This window comes from Pseudomonas sp. CDFA 610 (genome assembly GCF_021147865.1).
Lineage (GTDB): Bacteria > Pseudomonadota > Gammaproteobacteria > Pseudomonadales > Pseudomonadaceae > Aquipseudomonas > Aquipseudomonas alliivorans.
In genome coordinates this window covers 65,215-86,442 of sequence record NZ_JAGTPM010000005.1, presented here as the reverse complement: position 1 = coordinate 86,442, position 21,228 = coordinate 65,215, and the positions used below count along the sequence as shown (strand labels likewise).

The 21,228-nt window shown below is 60.2% G+C and carries 19 protein-coding genes; 11 read left to right on the top strand and 8 right to left on the bottom strand.

Annotated elements, in window-relative coordinates; translation table 11 throughout:
- The first annotated feature begins 4 nt into the window (after window positions 1-4).
- The 4 genes from hflC to cfaB all read left to right on the top strand — a co-directional run bounded on the left by hflC (window position 5) and on the right by cfaB (window position 5,502).
- Window positions 5-1,033 (top strand): protease modulator HflC, encoded by a 1,029-nt coding sequence (gene hflC / locus KDX39_RS10390; RefSeq protein WP_099231150.1) that lies wholly within the window; start codon window positions 5-7, stop codon window positions 1,031-1,033.
- On the top strand, window positions 1,030-2,100 hold the full coding sequence (hflK, locus tag KDX39_RS10385) for a protease modulator HflK (RefSeq protein ID WP_231660281.1): 1,071 nt from the start codon (window positions 1,030-1,032) through the stop codon (window positions 2,098-2,100). Before hflC ends, hflK begins: the two co-directional genes overlap by 4 nt.
- Window positions 2,097-4,022 (top strand): cation-translocating P-type ATPase, encoded by a 1,926-nt coding sequence (locus tag KDX39_RS10380; RefSeq protein ID WP_231660280.1) that lies wholly within the window; start codon window positions 2,097-2,099, stop codon window positions 4,020-4,022. Before hflK ends, KDX39_RS10380 begins: the two co-directional genes overlap by 4 nt.
- A 292-nt stretch (window positions 4,023-4,314) precedes the next feature.
- Complete coding sequence (cfaB, locus tag KDX39_RS10375; RefSeq protein ID WP_099231156.1) at window positions 4,315-5,502, top strand: C17 cyclopropane fatty acid synthase CfaB; 1,188 nt, start codon at window positions 4,315-4,317, stop codon at window positions 5,500-5,502.
- Between the two features lie 169 nt (window positions 5,503-5,671).
- Here cfaB and cls read toward each other — a convergent pair whose 3' ends face one another.
- Window positions 5,672-7,111 carry a cardiolipin synthase gene (gene cls, locus KDX39_RS10370; protein ID WP_231660278.1) on the bottom strand — a complete coding sequence of 480 codons (1,440 nt, stop codon included), beginning with the start codon at window positions 7,109-7,111 and terminating at the stop codon, window positions 5,672-5,674.
- Window positions 7,112-7,277: 166 nt separating this feature from the next.
- On the opposite strand from cls, the gene KDX39_RS10365 reads away from it, so the two are divergent.
- Together KDX39_RS10365 and KDX39_RS10360 are read left to right on the top strand one after the other, a co-directional pair.
- Complete coding sequence (locus tag KDX39_RS10365) at window positions 7,278-7,799, top strand: DUF3617 domain-containing protein (protein WP_099231160.1); 522 nt, start codon at window positions 7,278-7,280, stop codon at window positions 7,797-7,799.
- Between the two features lie 198 nt (window positions 7,800-7,997).
- Window positions 7,998-9,224 carry an N-acetylmuramoyl-L-alanine amidase gene (locus KDX39_RS10360; protein ID WP_099231162.1) on the top strand — a complete coding sequence of 409 codons (1,227 nt, stop codon included), beginning with the start codon at window positions 7,998-8,000 and terminating at the stop codon, window positions 9,222-9,224.
- Window positions 9,225-9,230: 6 nt separating this feature from the next.
- On the opposite strand, the gene KDX39_RS10355 is transcribed toward KDX39_RS10360, so the two are convergent.
- Window positions 9,231-9,620: a glutamine synthetase gene (locus tag KDX39_RS10355; RefSeq protein WP_184322482.1), complete on the bottom strand. Its 390-nt coding sequence runs from the start codon at window positions 9,618-9,620 to the stop codon at window positions 9,231-9,233.
- Between the two features lie 142 nt (window positions 9,621-9,762).
- Between KDX39_RS10355 and zigA the strand changes: the two genes are divergently transcribed.
- On the top strand, window positions 9,763-10,971 hold the full coding sequence (zigA, locus tag KDX39_RS10350) for a zinc metallochaperone GTPase ZigA (protein WP_231660276.1): 1,209 nt from the start codon (window positions 9,763-9,765) through the stop codon (window positions 10,969-10,971).
- Window positions 10,971-11,621 carry a DUF1826 domain-containing protein gene (locus tag KDX39_RS10345; RefSeq protein ID WP_231660275.1) on the top strand — a complete coding sequence of 217 codons (651 nt, stop codon included), beginning with the start codon at window positions 10,971-10,973 and terminating at the stop codon, window positions 11,619-11,621. Before zigA ends, KDX39_RS10345 begins: the two co-directional genes overlap by 1 nt.
- Before the next feature lie 6 nt (window positions 11,622-11,627).
- Here KDX39_RS10345 and KDX39_RS10340 read toward each other — a convergent pair whose 3' ends face one another.
- On the bottom strand, window positions 11,628-11,999 hold the full coding sequence (locus tag KDX39_RS10340) for an NADH:ubiquinone oxidoreductase (RefSeq protein WP_210070444.1): 372 nt from the start codon (window positions 11,997-11,999) through the stop codon (window positions 11,628-11,630).
- A 52-nt stretch (window positions 12,000-12,051) separates the two neighbouring features.
- Between KDX39_RS10340 and KDX39_RS10335 the strand changes: the two genes are divergently transcribed.
- The gene (locus KDX39_RS10335; RefSeq protein ID WP_231660273.1) at window positions 12,052-13,032 is read left to right on the top strand and encodes a CobW family GTP-binding protein; all 981 of its coding nucleotides are present in this window, start codon (window positions 12,052-12,054) and stop codon (window positions 13,030-13,032) included.
- Between the two features lie 40 nt (window positions 13,033-13,072).
- Here KDX39_RS10335 and KDX39_RS10330 read toward each other — a convergent pair whose 3' ends face one another.
- Window positions 13,073-13,465 carry a DUF3301 domain-containing protein gene (locus KDX39_RS10330; protein ID WP_004881684.1) on the bottom strand — a complete coding sequence of 131 codons (393 nt, stop codon included), beginning with the start codon at window positions 13,463-13,465 and terminating at the stop codon, window positions 13,073-13,075.
- A 114-nt stretch (window positions 13,466-13,579) separates the two neighbouring features.
- On the opposite strand from KDX39_RS10330, the gene pdxY reads away from it, so the two are divergent.
- On the top strand, window positions 13,580-14,446 hold the full coding sequence (gene pdxY, locus KDX39_RS10325) for a pyridoxal kinase PdxY (RefSeq protein ID WP_099231174.1): 867 nt from the start codon (window positions 13,580-13,582) through the stop codon (window positions 14,444-14,446).
- 46 nt (window positions 14,447-14,492) lie between these two features.
- Here the strand turns inward: pdxY and KDX39_RS10320 are convergent, their stop codons facing one another.
- Window positions 14,493-14,978: an acyl-CoA thioesterase gene (locus KDX39_RS10320; RefSeq protein ID WP_099231176.1), complete on the bottom strand. Its 486-nt coding sequence runs from the start codon at window positions 14,976-14,978 to the stop codon at window positions 14,493-14,495.
- Window positions 14,979-15,278: 300 nt separating this feature from the next.
- On the opposite strand from KDX39_RS10320, the gene KDX39_RS10315 reads away from it, so the two are divergent.
- Complete coding sequence (locus KDX39_RS10315; RefSeq protein WP_231660272.1) at window positions 15,279-17,045, top strand: cation:proton antiporter; 1,767 nt, start codon at window positions 15,279-15,281, stop codon at window positions 17,043-17,045.
- 39 nt (window positions 17,046-17,084) lie between these two features.
- Here the strand turns inward: KDX39_RS10315 and KDX39_RS10310 are convergent, their stop codons facing one another.
- From KDX39_RS10310 to uvrD, 3 genes are all read right to left on the bottom strand, one after another.
- A complete protein-coding gene (locus KDX39_RS10310; protein WP_004881680.1) occupies window positions 17,085-17,492 on the bottom strand; it encodes an SMI1/KNR4 family protein in 408 nt (135 codons plus the stop codon).
- Between the two features lie 131 nt (window positions 17,493-17,623).
- Window positions 17,624-18,466, bottom strand: a complete 843-nt coding sequence (locus tag KDX39_RS10305; RefSeq protein WP_231660270.1) for a Tim44 domain-containing protein — start codon at window positions 18,464-18,466, stop codon at window positions 17,624-17,626.
- A 297-nt stretch (window positions 18,467-18,763) separates the two neighbouring features.
- Window positions 18,764-20,947: a DNA helicase II gene (uvrD, locus tag KDX39_RS10300; RefSeq protein ID WP_231660269.1), complete on the bottom strand. Its 2,184-nt coding sequence runs from the start codon at window positions 20,945-20,947 to the stop codon at window positions 18,764-18,766.
- Between the last annotated feature and the right edge of the window lie 281 nt (window positions 20,948-21,228).

Genomic DNA, 21,228 nt, shown 5'->3' with positions numbered 1-21,228 from the left:
TCCCTTGAGTCTGTTTCATCATCATCACGATCACAGCGACCACGGTGCCCACGATCACGGTGGTCACGGTCATCACCACCATCATCATGACGCGGCGGGTCCGGCGGCGTTTCCCTGGCGGCGGGCGAGTCTGGCCGCGGTCCTGATTGCGTTCGCCATCGCCGCAGCAAGTCTGGTGCAGGTGCGCTCGGGCGAAGCCACGGTTGTCACCCGTTTCGGTAACCCTTCCCGTGTGCTGCTGGAGCCGGGTCTGAACTGGCGCTGGCCTGCGCCGTTCGAAGCGACCATTCCGGTGGACCTGCGCCTGCGCACGACCTCCAGCGGTCTGCAGGATGTCGGCACGCGTGATGGCTTGCGGATCATCGTTCAGGCTTATGTGGCGTGGCAGGTTCAGGGCGACGCAGACAACGTGCAGCGTTTCATGCGCGCCGTGCAGAACCAGCCGGATGAAGCGGCGCGGCAGATTCGGACGTTCGTCGGCTCGGCGCTGGAAACCACGGCAAGCAGTTTCGACCTGTCGAGCCTGATCAACACAGATGCCAGCAAAGTGAACATCACGGCGTTCGAGAACCAGTTGCGCCAGCAGATTGATCAGCAGTTGCTCGCCACCTATGGCGTGCGGGTGATGCAGGTCGGCGTCGAGCGCCTGACGCTGCCGTCGGTGACGCTCAACGCCACCGTAGACCGGATGCGCGCCGAACGCGAAACCATTGCCACCGAACGGACCGCCGTCGGCAAGCGCGAGGCGGCGCAGATTCGTTCCGCGGCCGAGCGCGACGCGCGCATCGTGGAAGCCGACGCCACGGTCAAGGCCGCTGACATCGAAGCGCAATCACGTGTCGAGGCCGCGCAGATTTACGGGCGCGCCTATGCCGGCTCGCCCCAGCTCTACAACCTGCTGCGTTCGCTGGACACGCTGGGCACTGTCGTGACGCCGAGCACGCGGCTGATTCTGCGCACCGATGCAGCGCCGTTCCGTGTGCTGGTCGACGGCCCGCCAACGCTGGACGGCAAGAGCGGATCACAGCCATGAGTGAGCCGTCTGGCGACACCAACGTTCAGCGTCCTGCGGTCAACGGACCCTGGCTACAGGCTAGCCGCCTGGCGTTTCTGGGGTTATACGGTGTAACGCTTCTGGCGGCGCTGGGCTGGATAACGTCCAACGTGCGTCAGATCGACCCGCAGAACCGTGCAGTGGTCATGCGTTTCGGTGCGCTGGAACGCATCCAGAACGCAGGCTTGCTGACCGCCTGGCCGCAGCCGTTCGAGCAGGTGGTGTTGCTGCCCTCGGCGGACCGAGTCATCGAACGACGTGTCGAAACCCTGCTGCGTTCGTCGGCGGCGCAGAAGGCGGATGAAATCGCGACCCTGTCGGCACCGATCAGCGATGCGCTGGCAGGTTCGGGCTTTCTGCTGACCGGCGATGCCGGTGTGGTCCAGCTCGACGTGACCGTGTTCTACAAGGTCACGGACCCTTATGCCTTCGTGTTGCAGGGTGATCATGTAGAGCCTGCGCTGGACCGCCTGGTCAACCGCAGTGCGGTGGCGCTGGCTGCAGCGCGGGACCTGGACACGATTCTGGTCGCGCGCCCTGAACTGATGGGCGCGGACAGCCAGGCTGCCGAACGGCGTGAACGTCTGCGAGGTGACTTGGTGCGCGGCATCAATCAGCGTCTGGCCGCGCTGAAAGACGCCGGGATGAGCATCGGCATCGAGGTCGCCCGCGTCGATGTGCAGTCGAGCCTGCCGCCCTCGGCCGTCAATGCGTTCAACGCGGTGCTGACTGCCAGCCAACAGGCCGATCAGGCCGTGGCCAATGCGCGTACTGACGCCGAAAAGCTGACTCAGACCGCCAACCAGCAAGCCGACCGTACCCTGCAGGTCGCCCACGCTCAGGCTTCCGAGCGGCTGGCCAAGGCGCAGACCGACACCGCTGCCGTGGTCAGCCTTGCACAATCCGTCAAGAACCGGGATGACCCCGATCTGTTGCAGCGTATCTATCGCGAGCGGGTGCCCGCCATTCTGCGTCAGGCCGGTTCCGTGACCACGGTCGATCCCAAAGACGATTCCCGCCTGATCCTTCAGGGAGCACAACCATGAGTGGCGAAGCCATCCACACCCACGAGCCTGTCAACGCGCAAGCGGTCGGCAGCATGCTGAGCGGTGCCGAACAGCGCAGTGCAGCCCGGCAGTTGACGCTGGCCATGCTGGCGCTGGGTTTGCTGGGGCTAGGCCTGATCTGGCGTTTTATTGCGCCGGAGCAGACCGGTGTCAGCCAATTGCTGCTCGGTGCTGCGTCGCTGTTGGTTGCGATTCCAGTGGTCAGCGCCGGTTGGCACAGCCTGCGGCACCCGAGCCTGCATGGCATCACTGATCAGTTGATCGCGCTGGCGATGCTGGGCGCGTGGGCTACCGGTGACCTGATGACCGCCGCGTTGCTGCCGATCATCATGATCTTCGGCCACGTACTGGAAGAGCGCAGCGTGATCGGCTCTCAGGAAGCCATCGAGGCGCTGGGTCGTCTGACCCGCAGCCATGCCCGACTGCTGGCCCAGGACGGCAGTATTCGCGAGGTGGACAACACCACCCTGAAAGCGGGTGATCAGGTCGAAGTGCGGGCCGGGGACCGTGTTCCTGCGGATGGCCGGGTGCTGTCCGGACAGGCCAGCCTCGACACCTCGTCGATCACCGGGGAGTCGGTGCCACTGGAAGCCACAATCGGCGTGGACGTATTCGGGGGCGCGATCAACCTTGATGGGCTGCTGCGCATTGAAGTGACGCGCATCGGTGATGAATCCACGCTCGGCAAGGTTATCGCCCTGATGCAGAGCGCCGAGCGCTCCAAACCGCCGATCACCCGTCTGCTGGAGCGTTATGCAGGCAGTTACATGGTGCTGGTGTTGCTGATTGCTGCGCTGACCTGGTTCATCACCCACGATGCGCAGGCCATGCTGGCGGTGCTGGTCGCCGCCTGTCCATGCGCGCTGGTACTTTCAGCCCCGGCAACCGCCATCGCCGGTATCGCCGTCGCGGCGCGTCACGGAATTCTGATTCGAAGCTCGGCCTTCCTGGAAGAACTGGCGGACCTGACCTCACTGGTGGTGGATAAGACTGGCACGCTGACGTTCGGGCGCCTGCGTTTGCAGTCGATACAGGCGCGAGGCGCGCAACACGCTCAATTGCTTGAGTTGGCGGCCAGCCTTGGATCCGCCAGCAGTCATCCGGTCAGCCGCGCACTGGCCGGGCTTGTGGATAAAAGCGCGCTGCTGCCGTTGACTGATATTCGCGAACGTCAGGGTTTGGGCGTTGTGGCGTCGACCGGGCAGGGCGATGCGGCCTTGGGTCGTCCTGAGTTGTTCGAGCAGTTGGATATCGCCACGCCCAGCGTCCCTGAGCATGACGGCCCGCTGGCGGGTCTGTCGCTGAATGGCGAATTCCTCGCCTGGCTGTTGCTGGCCGACACCCTCAAACCGGAAGCCCAGGCGGCGCTGCAGGCGTTGCGCGAACTGGGCATGGGCAGGCAACTGCTGTTGACCGGTGACCGCCAGGGCGTGGCTGATCAACTGGCGCGTGAAGTCGGAATCACCGACGTTCATGCCCAAGCACTGCCCGAAGACAAACTCAACCGGGTAATGAGCGAGATCGGCAGCGGCTTCAGACCGATGGTGGTGGGTGATGGGGTCAATGACTCGCTGGCACTGAAGGCGGGCGTGGTGGGCGTGGCCATGGGAGCAGGCGGTGCCGACATCGCGCTCGCGTCGGCCGATATCGTATTGATCGGCAGCGATCTGCGTCGTCTGGGCACCTGCGTACGCCTCAGCCGCCGCTGCCGTCATACCTTGCAGGTCAATGTGATCATTGGCCTTGGCTGGACGCTGGCCATTGTCGCGCTGGCCGCCTTCGGCCTGCTGGGAGCAGCCGGGGCAATGATTGCAGCTATTCTGCATAACCTGAGCACGTTGCTGGTCCTGGGCAATGCCGGGCGTCTGCTACGTTTTCAGGAACCGCTGAGCACGTTGTGAGCGACCTCGCAGGTCGCGAGCATCGCCGTTTTGCCTGAAAAGCCTGAGTCATTACAGATCTTTTAAGTATAAGAAATGGCTTGAGCTTTGAAGAACTCTGTTACAGATTAAGAGTCATTCAACAGAGTGCGGTCCAAATTCAGGCTGTCGTCTGGCTCGAGTCAGTGGGCACAAGGCTGTTCCCCGGAAGTTGATTCAATGCAGTGTCGCCATCGCCAATAGCCTATCGGCCCTTTTGGAGGGCTTGTCTTGGATGCTCTATTCGAGTTTCTGGATAAGGGGGTGATTCATCATGCTCACGCAACTTCCGTCGGTCTTGCAAAACCTTCATCTGCCGCTGCGTCTCAGGCTCTGGGACGGTCATCAGATGGACCTGGGGCCTGATCCCAGTGTCACGATTGTCGTCAAGGATCCGCGACTTGTCTCCGACTTCACCCATCCCAGTCTCGACCTGCTTGGCAGCGCGTTCGTGGAAGGCAGACTCGAACTCGAGGGCTCCATCAGTGAAGTGGTGCGGGTGTGCGACGAGCTGACCCACGCGCTGGTGGAAGAGCAGGACGAGTCCGACACCCCTGTGCGCACCCGGCACGACAAGGATACTGACGCTGCCTCCATTTCGTACCACTACGACCTTTCCAACGAGTTCTACCAACTGTGGCTGGACCAAGAGATGGTCTATTCCTGTGCCTACTTCAAAACCGGCAACGAATCGCTGGAACAGGCGCAGCAGGATAAATTTCATCACCTGTGCCGCAAGTTGCGCCTCAGACCCGGTGATTATTTGCTGGATGTCGGCTGCGGCTGGGGCGGTCTGGCGCGTTTTGCAGCCCGTGAATATGGCGCGAAAGTCTTCGGCATCACCTTAAGCCGCGAGCAGTTGGCGCTTGCCCGCGCACGGGTGACCGCTGATGGACTCGACGATCAGGTCGAGCTTCAACTGCTCGATTATCGCGATTTGCCGCAGGATGGACGCTTCGACAAAGTGGTCAGCGTCGGTATGTTCGAACACGTAGGCCACGCCAACCTGCCGCTTTACACCCAGCGACTGTTTGGCGCGGTGAGAGAGGGTGGTCTTGTGATGAACCACGGCATTACCGCCAGGCATACCGATGGACGACCTGTCGGGCGCGGGGCGGGCGAGTTCATAGACCGCTACGTATTCCCGAACGGTGAGTTGCCGCACATGGCAATGATCAGCTCATACATCAGCGAAGCCGGACTGGAAGTCGTCGATGTCGAGAGCCTGCGGCCGCATTATGCCAAAACGCTGGAGCACTGGAGTTCTCGCCTCGAATCCCGCTTGAGCGAAGCCGCTGCGATGGTGCCGGAGCATACCTTACGCATCTGGCGAATTTACCTTGCAGGCTGTGCTTATGCGTTCGCGCGGGGCTGGATCAATCTGCATCAGATCCTGGCTGTGAAGCCCTTTGCCGACGGCGGGACGGGGCTGCCGTTGACGCGGGAGGATATTTATCGGTGATCGTCAGGCGCAAGCTGCGTTACATCAATGCGGCTTTCTTATCGGTTACAGGTGCAAAAGCAAGGACCGCCGTTGGCGACGGCGGCGCTCCTGCACGTGCAGCGTGTTCATACTATTCAGGCTGCAGGGCGGGGCGCAGTCACGCACTCGGGCCATGGCCGCCTTTGCTTCACAGGATTGGCGAGATCAACCGAGCCACCCGCATGCCCAGCTGGTGCAACCTTCGTGTCTCACGGCTTTCCTGAATAGAGATTTCCCGGGCCTGGGCGAAATCGGCGTTGAGCATGGCTTCGACCTGATTGGAGAAGTCAGGGTCGACGGTCAGCAGCATCAATTCGAAGTTGAGCCTGAACGAGCGGTTGTCGAGGTTGGCGCTGCCGATGGCGGTGATTTCGTTGTCCACCAGGACGACTTTCTGATGCAGGAAGCCCGGCCCGTAGCGGAAAACCCGTACGCCAGCGCGGACAGCATCGAACGCGTACAGACTGGACGCGGCGTAGACCACGTAGTGGTCTGGACGTGAGGGCAACAGCAGGCGGACGTCCACGCCGCGTAGCACTGCCAGCCGCAGGGCCGCTGACACGGCCTCGTCCGGGATGAAATAAGGGCTGGTGATCCAGACGCGCTCTTCTGCGGCATGGATGGCTTCGACGAAGAACAGCGAGCAGGTTTCCTGAGCGTCCGCCGGGCCGCTGGCCAGCAACTGACACAGCACGCCGTCTTCGGGGAAGGTTTCCGGCAGGCTCAAGGGTGGCAGCTCGCGAGTGGCCCAGAACCAGTCTTCGGCAAATGACTCCTGCAGGCAGGCAACCACAGGCCCGATGACTTCCACGTGAGTATCGCGCCAGGGTGCCAACGGCGGTTTCAGTCCCATGTATTCGTCGCCGACGTTGTGTCCGCCCATATAGCCTTTCAGGCCGTCCACGACCACGATCTTGCGGTGGTTGCGGAAGTTGATCTGGAAACGGTTGAGCCAGCCGCCGTGGGTGGCGAACGCTTTGATCTGCACACCGCCAGCACGCAGCCTGTCAATGTAGGTCGCAGGCAAAGCGTGGCTGCCGATTCGGTCATAGAGCACAAAGATCGACACACCTGCCGCGGCTTTTTCCAGCAGCAGGGTTTGCAACTGCCTGCCGAGCGCGTCGTCATGGATGATGAAAAACTGAACCAGTATGGTTTGCCGGGCCGCACGAATGGCCTCGAAGATCGCGCCAAATGTTTCTTCGCCGTTGATCAACAGCCGTACCTTGTTGTTGGCCAGCGCTGGCATGTTTCCGAGTTTGGGCATGGCGCGCAGCGATGTGTAGGCTTTCGAACGACGCGCCGCGACAGCTTCCTCGATCCAGGGCCGCCAGTTCAGGCTGCCGATGGCGACACGCATCTCTTGGTTGGCCTCACGCCTCGCCTTGATATACGCATCGAACGAACTGCGGCCGAAGACCAGATACGGAATCAGGGTGAAGTAGGGGATGAACAGCAGCGGCATCGCCCAGGCAATTGCGCCTTGCGAGGTGCGTACGGTCAGCAGCGCGTGAATCGCGGCACCAGTGCCCAACAAATGAATGAAACCCAGGACGTAACCGAAAAAATACGGGTCGTGATAATCCATGTGGAACAATGCTCCTCGGCTTTGCTGCCTAACAGACCACAGCTGAACCGGAATGTCGCTATTTTATTCCCGGTGCAACTGGGCAGCGGTTACGTCGTCTAAGGCTCATCTTCCGGCCGGTTGTTCCGGCTTTGTGTATCTGTCACTGCCGCTCAGGAATACTCAAATGAATAAACGTATGTTGGCGTGGTTTTTCTGTCTGGCGACGCCGCTGGCTCAGGCCCAGATGCTGCAACCTGGCTTGTGGGAACTGACTTCCAGCAACATGAAAGTGGACGGTCAGCAATTGCCCGATCTGCAGCTGATGCTGGGGCAACTGAAAAACCTGCCGCCCGAGCAACGCGCCATGATGGAGCAGATGATGCAGAAGCAGGGTGTAACCTTGGGCGGCCAGGGCGTGCGTGTTTGCCTGACGCCTGCGCAGGTTAAATCGGACGATATCCCGTTGACCGATCCCAAATCAGGCTGCACGCAGAAAATCACTGCACGCAATGGCAAAACCTGGAATTTCCAGTTCAGCTGCCCCAAGGCTCAGGGCACAGGACAGGCGCAGTTCCTCAGTGATCGCGAGTTCACCACCAACGTTGTAGGCACGTTTAACGCCACTGGTCAGCAACAGAACGGCAGCATGGACACTCGTGCCGTCTGGCTGGGCGCGCAGTGCGGAACCGTTGCACCGCGTACCTGAGTCAATTCATAGAGTTACGTTCCACGTGGAACATTCTTGAAAAATGGACGATTTATTGTCGTTCAGCGAGAGTGTTCCATGACTTAATCTTCATGAAGTGCTTCATATGTCATTCGTAACTGCATGTTATATTGTTACTAATGTCATGGATGAAACCTTCCTGAGCCGGGATGCTCGTTTTTGCGCTTGAGACATCCCATGCACAGACGCCAAATGCTGCTCAATATGCTCCTGGCCGGTGCGGCCCTGACCTTGCCGCTGGGCGCTTATGCCACGCAAATCCGTAACGCACGCCTGTGGCGGACCAATGACAAGCTGCGTCTGGTTCTGGATCTCAGCGGTCCCGTTCAATACAAAACCTTTACCCTCACAGCCCCGGATCGCCTGATCATCGACGTCAGCGGCTCACGGCTGACCGGTGATTTCAGCCAACTGGCGCTGGACAGGACTGTTATCACGTCCATTCGCTCCGGCCATTACGGTTCGGGCGATGACACACGCATCGTGCTGGACTTGACCGCGCCCGTGCAACTGAACAGCTTTCTGCTCGGCCCTCAGGGTGATCAGGGCCATCGCCTGGTGCTGGACATGAGTTCCACGGTACGTGCGCCGGTACAGATGGCCGAGCTGCCACCGCCGGTGCCCGTCAAGGAGCCCGCCAAGGCACGTACTGGCGGGCGCGACATCATGGTCGTGGTCGATGCGGGGCATGGCGGCAAGGATCCCGGCGCAGTGGGCTCTCGCGGTGAGCGTGAGAAAGACGTGGTGTTGTCCATCGCGCAGTTGCTGGCCAAGCGTCTCAAGCGCGAAAAAGGTTTCGACGTACGACTGGTGCGCAACGATGACTTCTTCGTACCACTGCGCAAGCGTGTCGAGTTCGCACACAAGTCCAACGCTGACATGTTCATCTCGGTGCATGCCGACGCAGCACCACGCCTGACCGCATCCGGTGCGTCGGTGTTTGCGTTGTCGGAAGGTGGCGCCACCTCTGCCACAGCGCGTTTCATGGCCCAGCGTGAGAACGGCGCGGACCTGCTGGGTGCAAGCTCGCTGCTTAATCTCAAGGACAAGGACCCGATGCTGGCGGGGGTGATTCTCGACATGTCGATGAATGCGACCATCGCGGCCAGCATGCAACTGGGCCATACCATTCTGGGCAGCCTTGAAGGCATCACCACGCTGCACCAGAAACGCGTGGAACAGGCCGGTTTCGCGGTACTCAAGTCGCCGGACGTGCCTTCGATCCTGGTCGAGACAGGTTTCATCTCCAATACCCGTGACAGTCAGCGTCTGGTCACGGCGCGCCATCAACAAGCGGTCGCCGACGGATTGTTCGAAGGCCTGCAACGCTACTTCCAGCGCAACCCGCCCATGGATTCACACATGGCCTGGATGCAGGCGCAGAAGCAGGAACAGCAGGTCTGATCTGCGTTACCTGCAGCCATTCAAGCGGCTGCAGGTGATCTTGCTGCGCGTACCATCAGAGCTTGAAACCCGCGTGATCGTCGTCCAGCCCACACGCTGGATGGTGCCGATCCAGGCCTCACCGTCCGAGGCCAGCCCTGTAAAAAACGTCAACTGGTCGTAGCGACTGTTGGTCTGCACCCAACGGCGTTTATCCAGCACTTCATAGCCTCTCAGCCAGGTTGTCTGTCCGGCCGTGGTGACGCTGTAGTGATTGCCCTGCGCATCACTGCACGCCAGCACGGTGGCGCTGCGCGTGCACAGCGCAAGATCGGCGGCAGGCCGTGCGCCGGCAGCCATGGCTTGTGTGCAGGCCAGAGCCAGCAACGCGATCAACCCTGACGAGACCTGTTTCATGACGAACCCTTCGCGAAGCCATATAGCTATTTTGTGTTGTTATACTATAACATCTGGCGGTGATTAGAGCTGGCTGCCAGATGGATTCGTTGCAGCCAGTACGAACAAGGCTGAAGCCTTGCAGACCGGTTGGAGAATCCTGATGTCGAACCGCTTACCCGTTACTGTACTGTCCGGATTTCTCGGCGCTGGCAAGAGCACCTTACTCAATTACGTGCTGCGCAATCGTGAAAACCTGCGTGTGGCCGTTATCGTCAATGACATGAGCGAGATCAATATTGACGGCGGTGAAGTCCAGCGCGACGTCAGCCTGAACCGCGCTGAAGAAAAGCTCGTCGAGATGAGCAACGGCTGCATCTGCTGCACCTTGCGCGAGGACCTGCTCGAAGAGGTCAGTCGCCTTGCACAGGACGGGCGCTTCGATTACCTGTTGATTGAATCCACCGGCATTTCCGAGCCGTTGCCCGTTGCAGAGACCTTCACTTTTCGCGACGAGGCAGGCAAGAGCCTGACCGACCTGGCGCGTCTCGACACCATGGTGACGGTGGTCGATGGTGTGAATTTTCTGCTCGATTACGAAGCCGCCGACGGTCTGGACACGCGCGGCGAAACCTTGGGTGAGGACGACGACCGTTCGATTACCGACCTACTGATTGAGCAGATCGAATTTGCCGACGTGATCCTGCTCAGCAAGATCGACCTGATCAGTTCCAGCGAGCGCGAAGAACTGATCGCCATCCTGAGAAGCCTCAACGCTGACGCCGACATCATTCCAATGGTGATGGGCGAAGTGCCGCTGGCGAAGATTCTCAATACCGGGCGTTTTGATTTTGACCGTGCCTCTCAGGCACCGGGCTGGCTCAAGGAGCTGCGCGGCGAGCACCTGCCGGAAACCGAGGAATACGGCATCGCGTCCACGGCTTACCGGGCACGTCGCCCGTTTCACCCGGAGCGGTTCTTCGACTTCATCAACCGCCCCTGGACCAACGGCAAGCTACTGCGCTCCAAGGGCTTTTTCTGGCTCGCCAGCAAGTACAAGGACGCTGGCAGCTGGTCTCAGGCGGGCGGTTTGATGCGACACGGGTTTGCGGGCCGCTGGTGGCGTTTCGTCGCGCGTGAGAGCTGGCCTGACGATCAGGAAAATGTCGCGTCTATCCTGGGCAACTGGTCATCGGAGACTGGCGACTGCCGTCAGGAACTGGTGTTCATTGGCCAGAACATCGATTTTGACCAATTGACCGCCGAGCTGGACGGATGCCTGCTGACCGACGACGAAATGGCCGCGGGCTCCGAGCGCTGGCGCACCCTGCGCGACCCGTTCGGTCCCTGGCACGAAGAGGTGGCCGCCTGATGCTTGCTCATTCCCTGAACCATCAAACGACGATCCGGCAGGCTTGCGGACCGACCCCTGACGTATTGGGTGAAGTGCTGGAAGACGGCGTCAACCTTGCTGTCTGGCAGCGTCAGTTACCGGCGCACATTGAAGACTTTGGTGCATTGCTGTTATCGATGGGCCAGCCGCTGTCCGAGTCCTTGACGCTGGACGTGAAGGGCGGCGATCTGGAACCGGATCTGCGCACACTGGCGTCGGGTTACGCCGACCTGCAGGGATACGACGGCTTCATCGCCGACGTCTCGTGGCTGGTCAGTGCCTATGCGTGCCTGCTGGGTAGCGACTGCGTCGGCCTGCGCCTGCGGGTGCTCGACAAGGCGATGTGCCCGCGCTTTCATGTCGATCACGTGCCTGTACGTTTGATTACCACGTATGCCGGATGTGGCAGCCAATGGCTCAAGGAAGGTGACATTGATCGCAGGCAACTGGGCCGCGCTGAATTCGAGCCGCTGGATACCCGTGTCATCCAGCAGATCAACACCGCAGATGTCGCGCTACTCAAGGGGGAGCGCTGGCGTGGGAACGAGGGCGCGGGTCTGGTGCATCGCTCGCCGGCACTTGAGGGCAATGAGCGCAGGCTGATTCTCACGCTGGACTGGCTGGCCTGAAGGCTGTTACGGCGTGATCCACTGACCCTTGCTCTGACCTTCGCAGAAAGGCTTGAGATACAAGGCGTCACTCGCCACGCCGTAATAATGGATATGCTCGCGATAAGGCATGTTGGCGACCTGCGCATTACGGCACACGCCGAATGCACCGGTCGGGCATTGCGGCGAGTAGACGACCTCGGTCTTCTGGCCGGCCAGTTGCGGCTGACAGAAGCTGTCGTGGAACAGGTTTGCCGGGATATTGATATTCTCCTGGCATACCTTGACGTCAAGTCTTTCGGCCTGACTGTGTACCAGACACGCCTGAGCCCGGGTCTCACCTGAAGACAACGCCAACAGTATCAGTGCCAGCCCGGCAGACAGCTTCATGGCTTGCATGGTTACCTTTCCTTGCTCTTCAATCACGAACGCACGCGTAGAAGTCATTTTAATGCTGCAGAACATTCCGACTCACGTCATCGGTGGCCCGCTGGGTGCCGGCAAGACCAGCCTGATCAGACAGTTGCTGGCACAAAAGCCATCCAGCGAGCGGTGGGCGGTGTTGATCAACGAGTTCGGGCAGATCGGTCTGGACGCCGCACTGTTGACCACGGCCGAGGATGGTATCGCACTTGGCGAAGTGGCTGGCGGCTGCCTGTGCTGTGTAAACGGTGTGCCGTTTCAGATCGGGCTGGGTCGCCTGCTGCGCAAGGCCAGGCCTGATCGGCTGCTGATCGAGCCGTCGGGGCTGGGGCATCCTGCGCAACTCATGGCGCAGTTGCGCGAGGCACCTTGGCTCGGCGTGCTCGACGTGCTGCCCAGTGTGATGGTGCTGGATGCGGCCGCGATGCGCGATGGGCAGCCGTTGGCAGTGACCCAGCAGGAAGCGTTGGCCATGGCGGGTTTGCTGGTGATGAACAAATCCGAACACCTGGAGGAAACGTCTCGTAAGGCGCTGGCTGATGAGCTTGCGGGGCATTCTTTGCTGTGGACGCGTTTTGGTGAACTGCCTCTCGCTCGATTACCCGGTTATCGAACGTCTACGGCTGTGGATAAAAACGTTGTGGATAACCTGACCGTACCTCGCAGTATTGGCCAGTTACCGACCGTCTGGGCCGATCCCCGCGTGCCTGTCTGCCTCAGCCATCCAGGCGGGGATGGATGGAGTATCGGCTGGCGTTGGCATCCGTCACAGCAATTCGATCTTCAGCGCGTGCTGCTCTGGCTTGAAAGCCTGAACTGGCAGCGCGCGAAAATGGTTATCCACAGCGCAGGCGGCTGGTATTCAGGCAATGTTGCGCAAGGTGGGCGGCTGGCCTGGCAGCTCAGTGAGTGGCGACAGGACTCGCGGCTGGAACTGATCTTTTCGGCGCCTCAGGATGCAGACGTGTTGCAGAAACAGATGGCCGAGTGCCTGTTGGCAGGCACGTGATAGGGCGCGGTCTTACAACTGACAAGCCCCAAAACAGCGCCTACTGCTTCCACTTCTGATGCGATTGACGCCACTCACTCATCTGGATGATTTCGGCGCTGGGCGGTGGCGTCTTGATTTCGAACGGGTAGGGGGCCAGTTCGATCTGAGCGGTGTGTGCGCCGAACATGGTGATGGTGCCAGGGTGGCGCTGTTCACCGGTGACGGTGAATTCGAAGCCGTATACCCTGGCCAGCCGCTTGTGGCCTTGGGCATCGCGTGCAAAAGTGAGGCGGCGCAACGCGACGTTGCCGTCCAGCAGTTCGAGCTCAAGGCGGGCGCAGTGCTGTTTGACGCGCTCCAGCGCTTTCTCGCGCAGACCATGGGCGTGCCACCACCAGGCCGCAGCGCTTGCGAACAGCATCAGCACGAAAATGTTTCCCAGGGTCAGCATGACGGAGTGCTCCAGCAAAGGAGCCACCAGCTTAACTGTCCTGAGTGATTTACAGCCATACTGTGCGACTTATATTTCTCATTACTGCATTTGCATCGTGTTCAGGATATCCCCATGAAACGTACACCCCACTTGCTCGCTATCCAGTCCCATGTGGTCTTCGGCCACGCAGGCAATAGTGCGGCGGTGTTTCCGATGCAACGTATCGGGGTCAATGTCTGGCCGCTCAACACGGTTCAGTTCTCCAATCACACGCAATACAAGCAGTGGACCGGCGAAGTGCTGGCCCCGCAGCAGATTCCGGCCCTGATCGATGGCATTGCCGCGATCGGCGAGCTGGGCAACTGCGATGCCGTGCTTTCCGGCTATCTGGGCAGTGCCGCGCAAGGACGTGCCATCCTGACCGGCGTCGCACGCATCAAGGCGGCCAACCCCAAGGCACTTTATCTGTGCGATCCAGTGATGGGTCATCCTGAGAAGGGGTGCATCGTCCCGGCTGAAGTCAGCGATTTTCTACTGGAAGAGGCCGCCGCCATGGCCGACTTCCTGTGCCCCAACCAGCTTGAACTGGACAGCTTCTCGGGACGCAAGCCTGAGTCACTGCTCGATTGCCTGGGGATGGCCAAAGCGCTGCTGGCACGCGGCCCGAAAGCCGTGGTGGTCAAGCATCTGGACTACCCCGGCAAGGCAGCGGACGGTTTTGAAATGCTGCTGGTGACCGCCGACGCCAGCTGGCACCTGCGACGTCCATTGCTGGCGTTTCCGCGCCAGCCGGTGGGTGTGGGCGACCTGACCTCGGGCCTGTTCCTGTCGCGCATACTGCTGGGCGATGATCTGGTGGCGGCGTTCGAATTCACCGCGTCTGCGGTGCACGAAGTGCTGCTGGAAACCCAGGCGTGCGCAAGTTACGAACTGGAACTGGTTCGTGCTCAGGACCGTATCGCCCATCCGCGGGTGCGTTTCGAAGCCGTCAGGCTGTAATGGCCGAAAGGACTGCCGCTCAGGCTTCCTTGCCTGAGCCCGTTCTTCAGAGCGCTTCTTCCTTGATTTCCTGGTAACGCTTTTCCAGCTCCTGACGGATCTGGCGGCGTTGCTGCGCCTGGATATAACGTCGCTTGGCTTCAGGGGTTGCCGGTTCCAATGGCGGGACGCTCGCCGGTTTGCGATTGTCATCAACCGCTACCATGGTGAAGAAGCAACTGTTGGAGTGGCGTACCGAGCGCTCGCGGATGTTTTCCGTCACCACTTTGATGCCGACCTCCATCGAGGTGTTGCCGGTGTAGTTTACCGATGCCAGGAAGGTCACCAGTTCGCCGACATGCACCGGCTCACGGAAGATCACCTGGTCCACGGACAACGTGACCACGTAGCGACCGGCATAACGGCTTGCGCACGCATAAGCCACTTCATCCAGGTACTTGAGTAGCGTACCGCCGTGCACGTTGCCAGAGAAGTTGGCCATGTCCGGGGTCATCAATACAGTCATCGACAGCTGGGCGTTTCCGGGTTCCATAGCGTGCTCACACGGTCAAGGTGTTCAAGGACGCCTATGCTGGCGCTCGAGGTGTTGCAGTCACTCAGGCTGCACAGTATCGGGACGCTGGCCATTCACTGCCCGTCACGCGTCACTCCATCTGTTTCTATATATTGCACCGGCTTTTTGTCGAAGAGTGCAGTGTTAACCTTCAAAAACCCGTGGATCGGGTTTTTTCCTACGTTTGCGTCAGATTTGGATGACGAAATTTCGGCAGGCGACGCGACCATTACGTCACTACCGGTCAAGGAACTCATCACCCAAAGGAGCCACACCCCAATGCATGCCATCAATTTTATCCAGGACCTGGCAGTGATCATGCTGGTGGCGGGCGTGGTGACCATTCTTTTTCACCGGCTGCGGCAACCCGTCGTGCTGGGATACATCGTCGCAGGCTTCATCATCGGCCCGCACACGCCCCCGTTCAGCCTGATTCATGACGAAGACACCATCAAGACCCTCGCCGAGCTGGGGGTGATCTTCCTGATGTTCTGTCTGGGCCTTGAGTTCAGTTTGCGCAAGCTGTTCAAGGTCGGTGCCACGGCGTTCATTGCAGCGTTCCTCGAAATCGCCCTGATGATCTGGATCGGCTACGAGATCGGCCAGTTCTTTGGCTGGAAAACCATGGATTCGCTGTTCCTGGGCGCGATTCTGGCAATCTCCTCGACCACCATCATCGTCAAGGCGCTTAACGACCTGAAGATGAAGAACGAGCGCTTCGCTCAGTTGATCTTCGGGGTGCTGATCGTCGAAGACATCCTCGGGATCGGCATCATCGCGTTGTTGTCCGGCATCGCGGTCAGCGGATCGGTCAGCTCTGGCGAGGTGTTCTCGACCGTCGGCAAGCTGTCACTGTTCATGATCGTTGCGCTGGTGATCGGCATTCTGCTGGTGCCGCGCGTGCTGGCCTACGTGGCCAGATTCGAAAGCAACGAAATGCTGCTGGTGACGGTGCTGGGGCTGTGCTTCGGTTTCTGCCTGCTGGTCGTCAAGCTGGAGTACAGCATGGTGTTGGGCGCCTTCCTGATCGGCGCAATCATGGCTGAATCCAGGGAACTGATAAAGATCGAGCGCCTGATCGAGCCAATACGAGACATGTTCAGTGCGATTTTCTTCGTGGCCATCGGGCTGATGATCGACCCTAAAATCCTGCTCGATTATGCTTGGCCCATCGCCGTGATTACCGTCGCGGTGGTGCTGGGTAAGATGCTGTCCTGTGGGCTGGGCGCGTTTCTCGCGGGCAACGATGGCCGAACCTCCCTGCGTGTAGGCATGGGGCTGTCACAGATTGGCGAGTTTTCCTTCATCATCGCGGCATTGGGCATGACGCTGCAGGTGACCAGTGATTTCCTGTATCCAGTGGCGGTCGCGGTGTCTGCCATCACGACTCTGCTGACGCCTTACCTGATTCGTGGTGCCGACCCGCTGTCGAACAGGCTCGCCATGATGGTGCCCGGGCGCGTTGCGCGGGTGTTCAATATGTACGGTGAATGGCTGCGCAGTATTCAGCCACAAGGGGAAGGGGCGGTGCTGGCGCAGATGATCCGTCGCATCCTGCTGCAGGTCGGCGTCAATCTGGCGCTGGTGATGGCGATCTTCTTCAGTGGCGGATATTTCGCCGAGCGCATTGGCGGCTACATGAGCGAATGGGTAGCGGATATCAGCTATCAGAAGGCATTGATCTGTGGTGCTGCGTTGCTGTTGTCGCTGCCGTTCCTGATCGCGGCATATCGCAAGCTCAAGGCGCTGTCGATGCTTCTGGCAGAGATGGGCGTCAAACCGGAAATGGCCGGGCGTCACACCGTGCGGGTACGCAAGATCCTGGCGGAGGTTATTCCGCTGCTTTCGCTGGCGCTGATTTTCGTCATGCTGGCTGCGCTGTCAGCCGGCATTCTGCCGGCCAACGAGCTGTTGCTGGTCATCACGCTGGTGGCGGCGCTTGTCGCTGCACTGCTGTGGCGCTGGTTCATTCGCGTGCACACGCGCATGCAGCTGGCGTTGATAGAGACATTGGGTAACAACAATCAGGAGTCATCCGGGCATTGAGCCCGGTGACGCACGTTCGGCAGGCACTGCCAGCGGGTATCAGCTTTCCAGCCAGACGTCCCGCGCCCAGTGCCAGACCGATTCCCAGCTCTCTTCGGTGACCAGTTCTTCTTCGGCGGACCACAACAGCACGGTGCCGTCCTCTTCGACGCAGTAGTAGTCGTCGCCGTCCTGGCAGATCGGAATCAGCTCGCGCGGTACACCGTCGTCCCAGGCGGTTGCGGCTACATCCGGCAGGTAGGTGTGCGACTGCGGGTCAGTGACCGTGACGGGCTCGAGGCTGCCATACACCACGTCGCTGACTGTCAGGAGAAACTCCTTGAAGACGAACGGAATGTTGATGAACAGCTGTTCTTCGATCTCGACCAACAGGTCTTCATCGGGCAGTTCGAGCGGAACCGGAACCGGTTCGTTCGCTTCACGCAATTGTTCGATGACTTCTTCCACGACACGGATCCTCTTACTTGATGGCGCGGGTTATACAGTAGCGTAAAGCCTTTCTCAAAATAACTATCCGAACGGATAAACAAAAAACCCCGGACATGTCCGGGGTTCTGAACGCAATAACGGAATCTGGTTCAACCGTTCTGGCGAATTCCCGCTACCAGCCATGGCTGATTGTCGCCTTGCGCCCGTTCCATGTTCCAGCTTTCGCTGAACACTTCGCCCTGATCAAAGCGCGAAGTTTTGGAAACGCCCGAGAATGTCAGGGTCGCGATTGTTTTGTCTGCGCGGTCATCGACACCGTCCAGCTGGACGTTGAGGTTGTCGATGTAAGTCGACTGGAAGCCGTCGCCCAGGTCGGCACGTTCCTTTTTCAGGAACTGGAGCATTTGCGGGGTGACGAACTCTGCGATCTTGTCCATCTCGTTGGCGTCCCAGTGCTGCTGCAGCGACTGGAAGTGGCTGCGAGCGGCCTCAAGGAAGCGTTCCTCGTTGAACCAGGCTGGCGCGTTGATCACCGGTGCGGCGGAAGCGGCCGAGCTGCTGCCGAAAATCGGGTTCTGCGCAGGCTGGCTGACTTCACGCTGGTAAGGCGCACCGGCACCGGCCATTTTCGGCTGGTTCTGCTGACGCTTGCGCGCAATGAAGCGGAAGATCAGGAAGGCGATGAGGCCAACGATCAGAATGTCGAACAGTTGAAGGCCCTGGAAGCCGTCACCCATGAACATGGCTGCAAGCAGGCCACCGGCAGCGATACCGGCCAATGGACCCAGCCAGCGGGATGCGCCGCTGGCGGCAGGTGTCGGGCGTCCGGCAGCGTTAGGGGCTGCGGCAGGCGTGGAAGGCGCAGTCTGGCGCGCCTGATGGGTCGGGGCCGAGCCCATGCTCTTGCCACCACCGAAACGCGCGGCGTTCACATCCAGGCTCAGAGTGAGCCCGATGCACAGCGCCATCGCGAAGCTAAGAAAACGTTGCATATGGGTATTCCCGTTTTGTGATTGCACGCGCGTCATGTTGCACAGCACATGGCTGCATGACCAGCGCGTTAATGTTTCGGACTTTTACACAAACAGCGTAAGACATTTCGCTGCGGCTTGTGGGCTTGGTCGCCGACGCGTTCAGTTATACGCACGTCTTGCAGCAATCAACTGACTGTGGGAGGCGGCTTGCCAGCGATGGCGTCCGTTCAGTCGCTGACAGGTCGCTTCAAAAAATGCATCGCCGGCAAGCCGCCTACACGCTGCGCATTCAACCCGACACTTCCGCAGAAACGGTTACAACGCCACCAGCTTGGCGTAGCCCATCATCAGCCACTTGCTGCCCTCGGCGAAGTTGACCTGCACACGGGCCTGAGCGCCTGCGCCTTCGAAGTTGAGGATCACGCCTTCGCCGAATACGGCATGCTGCACACGCTGGCCCAGGGTGAACTCGGTTTCCGGGATGCCGGTACCGGTGAACAGGCTGCTGTTATTGACCTTCTGCGTGCCGCCGAACGGCCGGCTGACGCTGTTGGACAGGCGCACTTCCTGAATCAGCGCGGGCGGGATTTCGCGTACGAAACGCGAAACCTTGTTGTAGGTCTCGCTGCCGTACAGGCGACGCGTCTCGGCGTAGGTCATGACCAGTTGCTGCATCGCGCGGGTAATGCCTACATAAGCCAGACGGCGTTCCTCCTCAAGACGGCCGGGCTCTTCCAGGCTCATCTTGTGCGGAAACAATCCTTCTTCCATGCCCACCAGAAACACGTGCGGGAACTCAAGCCCCTTTGCGCTGTGCAGCGTCATCAACTGGATGCTTTCTTCGTGCTCCTGGGCCTGAGTGTCACCGGCTTCCAGCGACGCATGCCCGAGGAAGGCGGCCAGCGGGGTGAGGTCTTCTTCACTTTCGGTGTTCTCGAAAGCACGTGCAGCGCTGACCAGTTCCTCAAGGTTTTCTACCCGTGCCTGGCCTTTCTCGCCTTTTTCCTGCTCGTGATAGGTGATCAGCCCGGACTGTTCGATGACGGTCTGGGTCATGAGGTGCAGCGGCATGTCCATGACCTTGGCCGACAGGTTCTCGATCAGCTCAATGAACCCGCCCAGCGCAGTCGCCGCACGGCCGGTCAGGCCTTTGTTGGCCACCAGCAGGCGCATGGCTTCCCACATCGACACGTCGGCATGGCGGGCATGCTCGCGGATCGCTTCGACGGTTTTTTCACCGATGCCGCGAGCCGGGACGTTGATGACCCGCTCAAGCGCTGCATCGTTGCCGCGACCTTCCAGCAAGCGCAGGTACGCCATGGCGTTCTTGATTTCGGCACGCTCGAAGAATCGCTGGCCACCATAGATGCGGTATGGAATGCGCTCGCGCAGCAGCGCTTCTTCCAGCACCCGAGACTGGGCGTTGGAGCGGTACAGAATGGCGATATCGTTACGCGAAATACCGGTCTTGAGCACGCTCTCGATGGTCTCGACCACATAACGCGCTTCATCATGTTCGTTGAAGGCGGCGTACAGGCTGATCAGTTCGCCGTCGCCGACATCGGTCCACAGCTCTTTGCCCAGGCGACCGCTGTTGTTGACGATCAAGCCGTTGGCCGCTTTGAGGATGCTCGCCGTGGAGCGGTAGTTCTGCTCAAGACGGATGACTTCGGTGTCCGGGAAGTCGGACGAGTACTGGTGAATGTTCTCGATCTTCGCGCCGCGCCAGCCGTAGATGGACTGGTCGTCGTCGCCGACCACCATCAGACTGTCGCCGCCCTGGGCCAGCAGGCGCAACCAGGCGTACTGCACGGCGTTGGTGTCCTGGAACTCGTCCACCAGCACATGGCGGAAGCGACGCTGGTAGTGCGCCAGCAGACCAGGGTTGTCGCGCCACAGGTCCAGAGCACGCAGCAGCAGTTCCGAGAAGTCGATCACGCCCGCCCGCTGGCAGGCCGCTTCGTAGGCTTCATAGATGCTGCGCATGGTGGTCAGGAACAGATCGCCGCTGGCCTGAATGTGCTGTGGGCGCAGACCTTCGTCCTTCTGCCCATTGATGAACCACTGTGCCTGACGGGCCGGCCAGCGTTGCTCGTCCAGACCCAGGTCGCGGATCACGCGCTTGACCACGCGCTGCTGGTCGTCGCTGTCCAGGATCTGGAAGGTCTGCACCAGCCCGGCTTCCTGCCAGTGCGCCCGCAACAGGCGGTGCGCCAGGCCGTGGAACGTGCCGACCCACATGCCTGCCGGGCTGATGCCCATCAGTTGCTCGATGCGATGACGCATCTCGGCAGCGGCCTTGTTGGTGAACGTCACCGACAGCACTGAGTGCGGGGAGGCTTGCTCGACCTGCATCAGCCAGGCGATGCGATGCACCAGCACACGGGTTTTGCCGGAGCCAGCTCCGGCCAGGACCAACTGACGACCCAGGGAGGCGGCTACGGCCTGACGCTGGGCATCGTTGAGGGAATTGAGAAGCAGAGAGAGATCATCGCGCATCGGCGCATTCTAGGGTGCTGCGTCATGGTGGGCAAACCATGCTTTGCGTGAGGCAATAAAAAACCGGTGACGCTGACGACCGGTCGGTCAGGGCCGCGAACGTGGCACGCTGTGCCTTGAGCGGGGCTTGATTGATCAGGGGAGTGGCAAATTGATACTTTTGTTCAGTCCGGCAGTGTGGTCTGCCCGAAGCCTTGTGTATGCTCCGCACACGCTCAAGGCCAAGACCCTGTTTGAACGCTCCTGAACGGGCGCATGCGGGGTCTGATCAACGATAAGAA

What these genes read in the sequence shown, in the direction of transcription:
- hflK (WP_231660281.1), top strand. Translation starts at nt 1,030, where the DNA reads ATGAGTGAGCCGTCTGGCGACACCAACGTTCAGCGTCCTGCGGTCAAC.
- KDX39_RS10380 (WP_231660280.1), top strand. Translation starts at nt 2,097, where the DNA reads ATGAGTGGCGAAGCCATCCACACCCACGAGCCTGTCAACGCGCAAGCG.
- cfaB (WP_099231156.1), top strand. Translation starts at nt 4,315, where the DNA reads ATGCTCACGCAACTTCCGTCGGTCTTGCAAAACCTTCATCTGCCGCTG.
- cls (WP_231660278.1), bottom strand. Translation starts at nt 7,111, where the DNA reads ATGGATTATCACGACCCGTATTTTTTCGGTTACGTCCTGGGTTTCATT.
- KDX39_RS10365 (WP_099231160.1), top strand. Translation starts at nt 7,278, where the DNA reads ATGAATAAACGTATGTTGGCGTGGTTTTTCTGTCTGGCGACGCCGCTG.
- KDX39_RS10360 (WP_099231162.1), top strand. Translation starts at nt 7,998, where the DNA reads ATGCACAGACGCCAAATGCTGCTCAATATGCTCCTGGCCGGTGCGGCC.
- KDX39_RS10355 (WP_184322482.1), bottom strand. Translation starts at nt 9,620, where the DNA reads ATGAAACAGGTCTCGTCAGGGTTGATCGCGTTGCTGGCTCTGGCCTGC.
- zigA (WP_231660276.1), top strand. Translation starts at nt 9,763, where the DNA reads ATGTCGAACCGCTTACCCGTTACTGTACTGTCCGGATTTCTCGGCGCT.
- KDX39_RS10345 (WP_231660275.1), top strand. Translation starts at nt 10,971, where the DNA reads ATGCTTGCTCATTCCCTGAACCATCAAACGACGATCCGGCAGGCTTGC.
- KDX39_RS10340 (WP_210070444.1), bottom strand. Translation starts at nt 11,999, where the DNA reads ATGCAAGCCATGAAGCTGTCTGCCGGGCTGGCACTGATACTGTTGGCG.
- KDX39_RS10335 (WP_231660273.1), top strand. Translation starts at nt 12,052, where the DNA reads ATGCTGCAGAACATTCCGACTCACGTCATCGGTGGCCCGCTGGGTGCC.
- KDX39_RS10330 (WP_004881684.1), bottom strand. Translation starts at nt 13,465, where the DNA reads ATGCTGACCCTGGGAAACATTTTCGTGCTGATGCTGTTCGCAAGCGCT.
- pdxY (WP_099231174.1), top strand. Translation starts at nt 13,580, where the DNA reads ATGAAACGTACACCCCACTTGCTCGCTATCCAGTCCCATGTGGTCTTC.
- KDX39_RS10320 (WP_099231176.1), bottom strand. Translation starts at nt 14,978, where the DNA reads ATGGAACCCGGAAACGCCCAGCTGTCGATGACTGTATTGATGACCCCG.
- KDX39_RS10315 (WP_231660272.1), top strand. Translation starts at nt 15,279, where the DNA reads ATGCATGCCATCAATTTTATCCAGGACCTGGCAGTGATCATGCTGGTG.
- KDX39_RS10305 (WP_231660270.1), bottom strand. Translation starts at nt 18,466, where the DNA reads ATGCAACGTTTTCTTAGCTTCGCGATGGCGCTGTGCATCGGGCTCACT.
- uvrD (WP_231660269.1), bottom strand. Translation starts at nt 20,947, where the DNA reads ATGCGCGATGATCTCTCTCTGCTTCTCAATTCCCTCAACGATGCCCAG.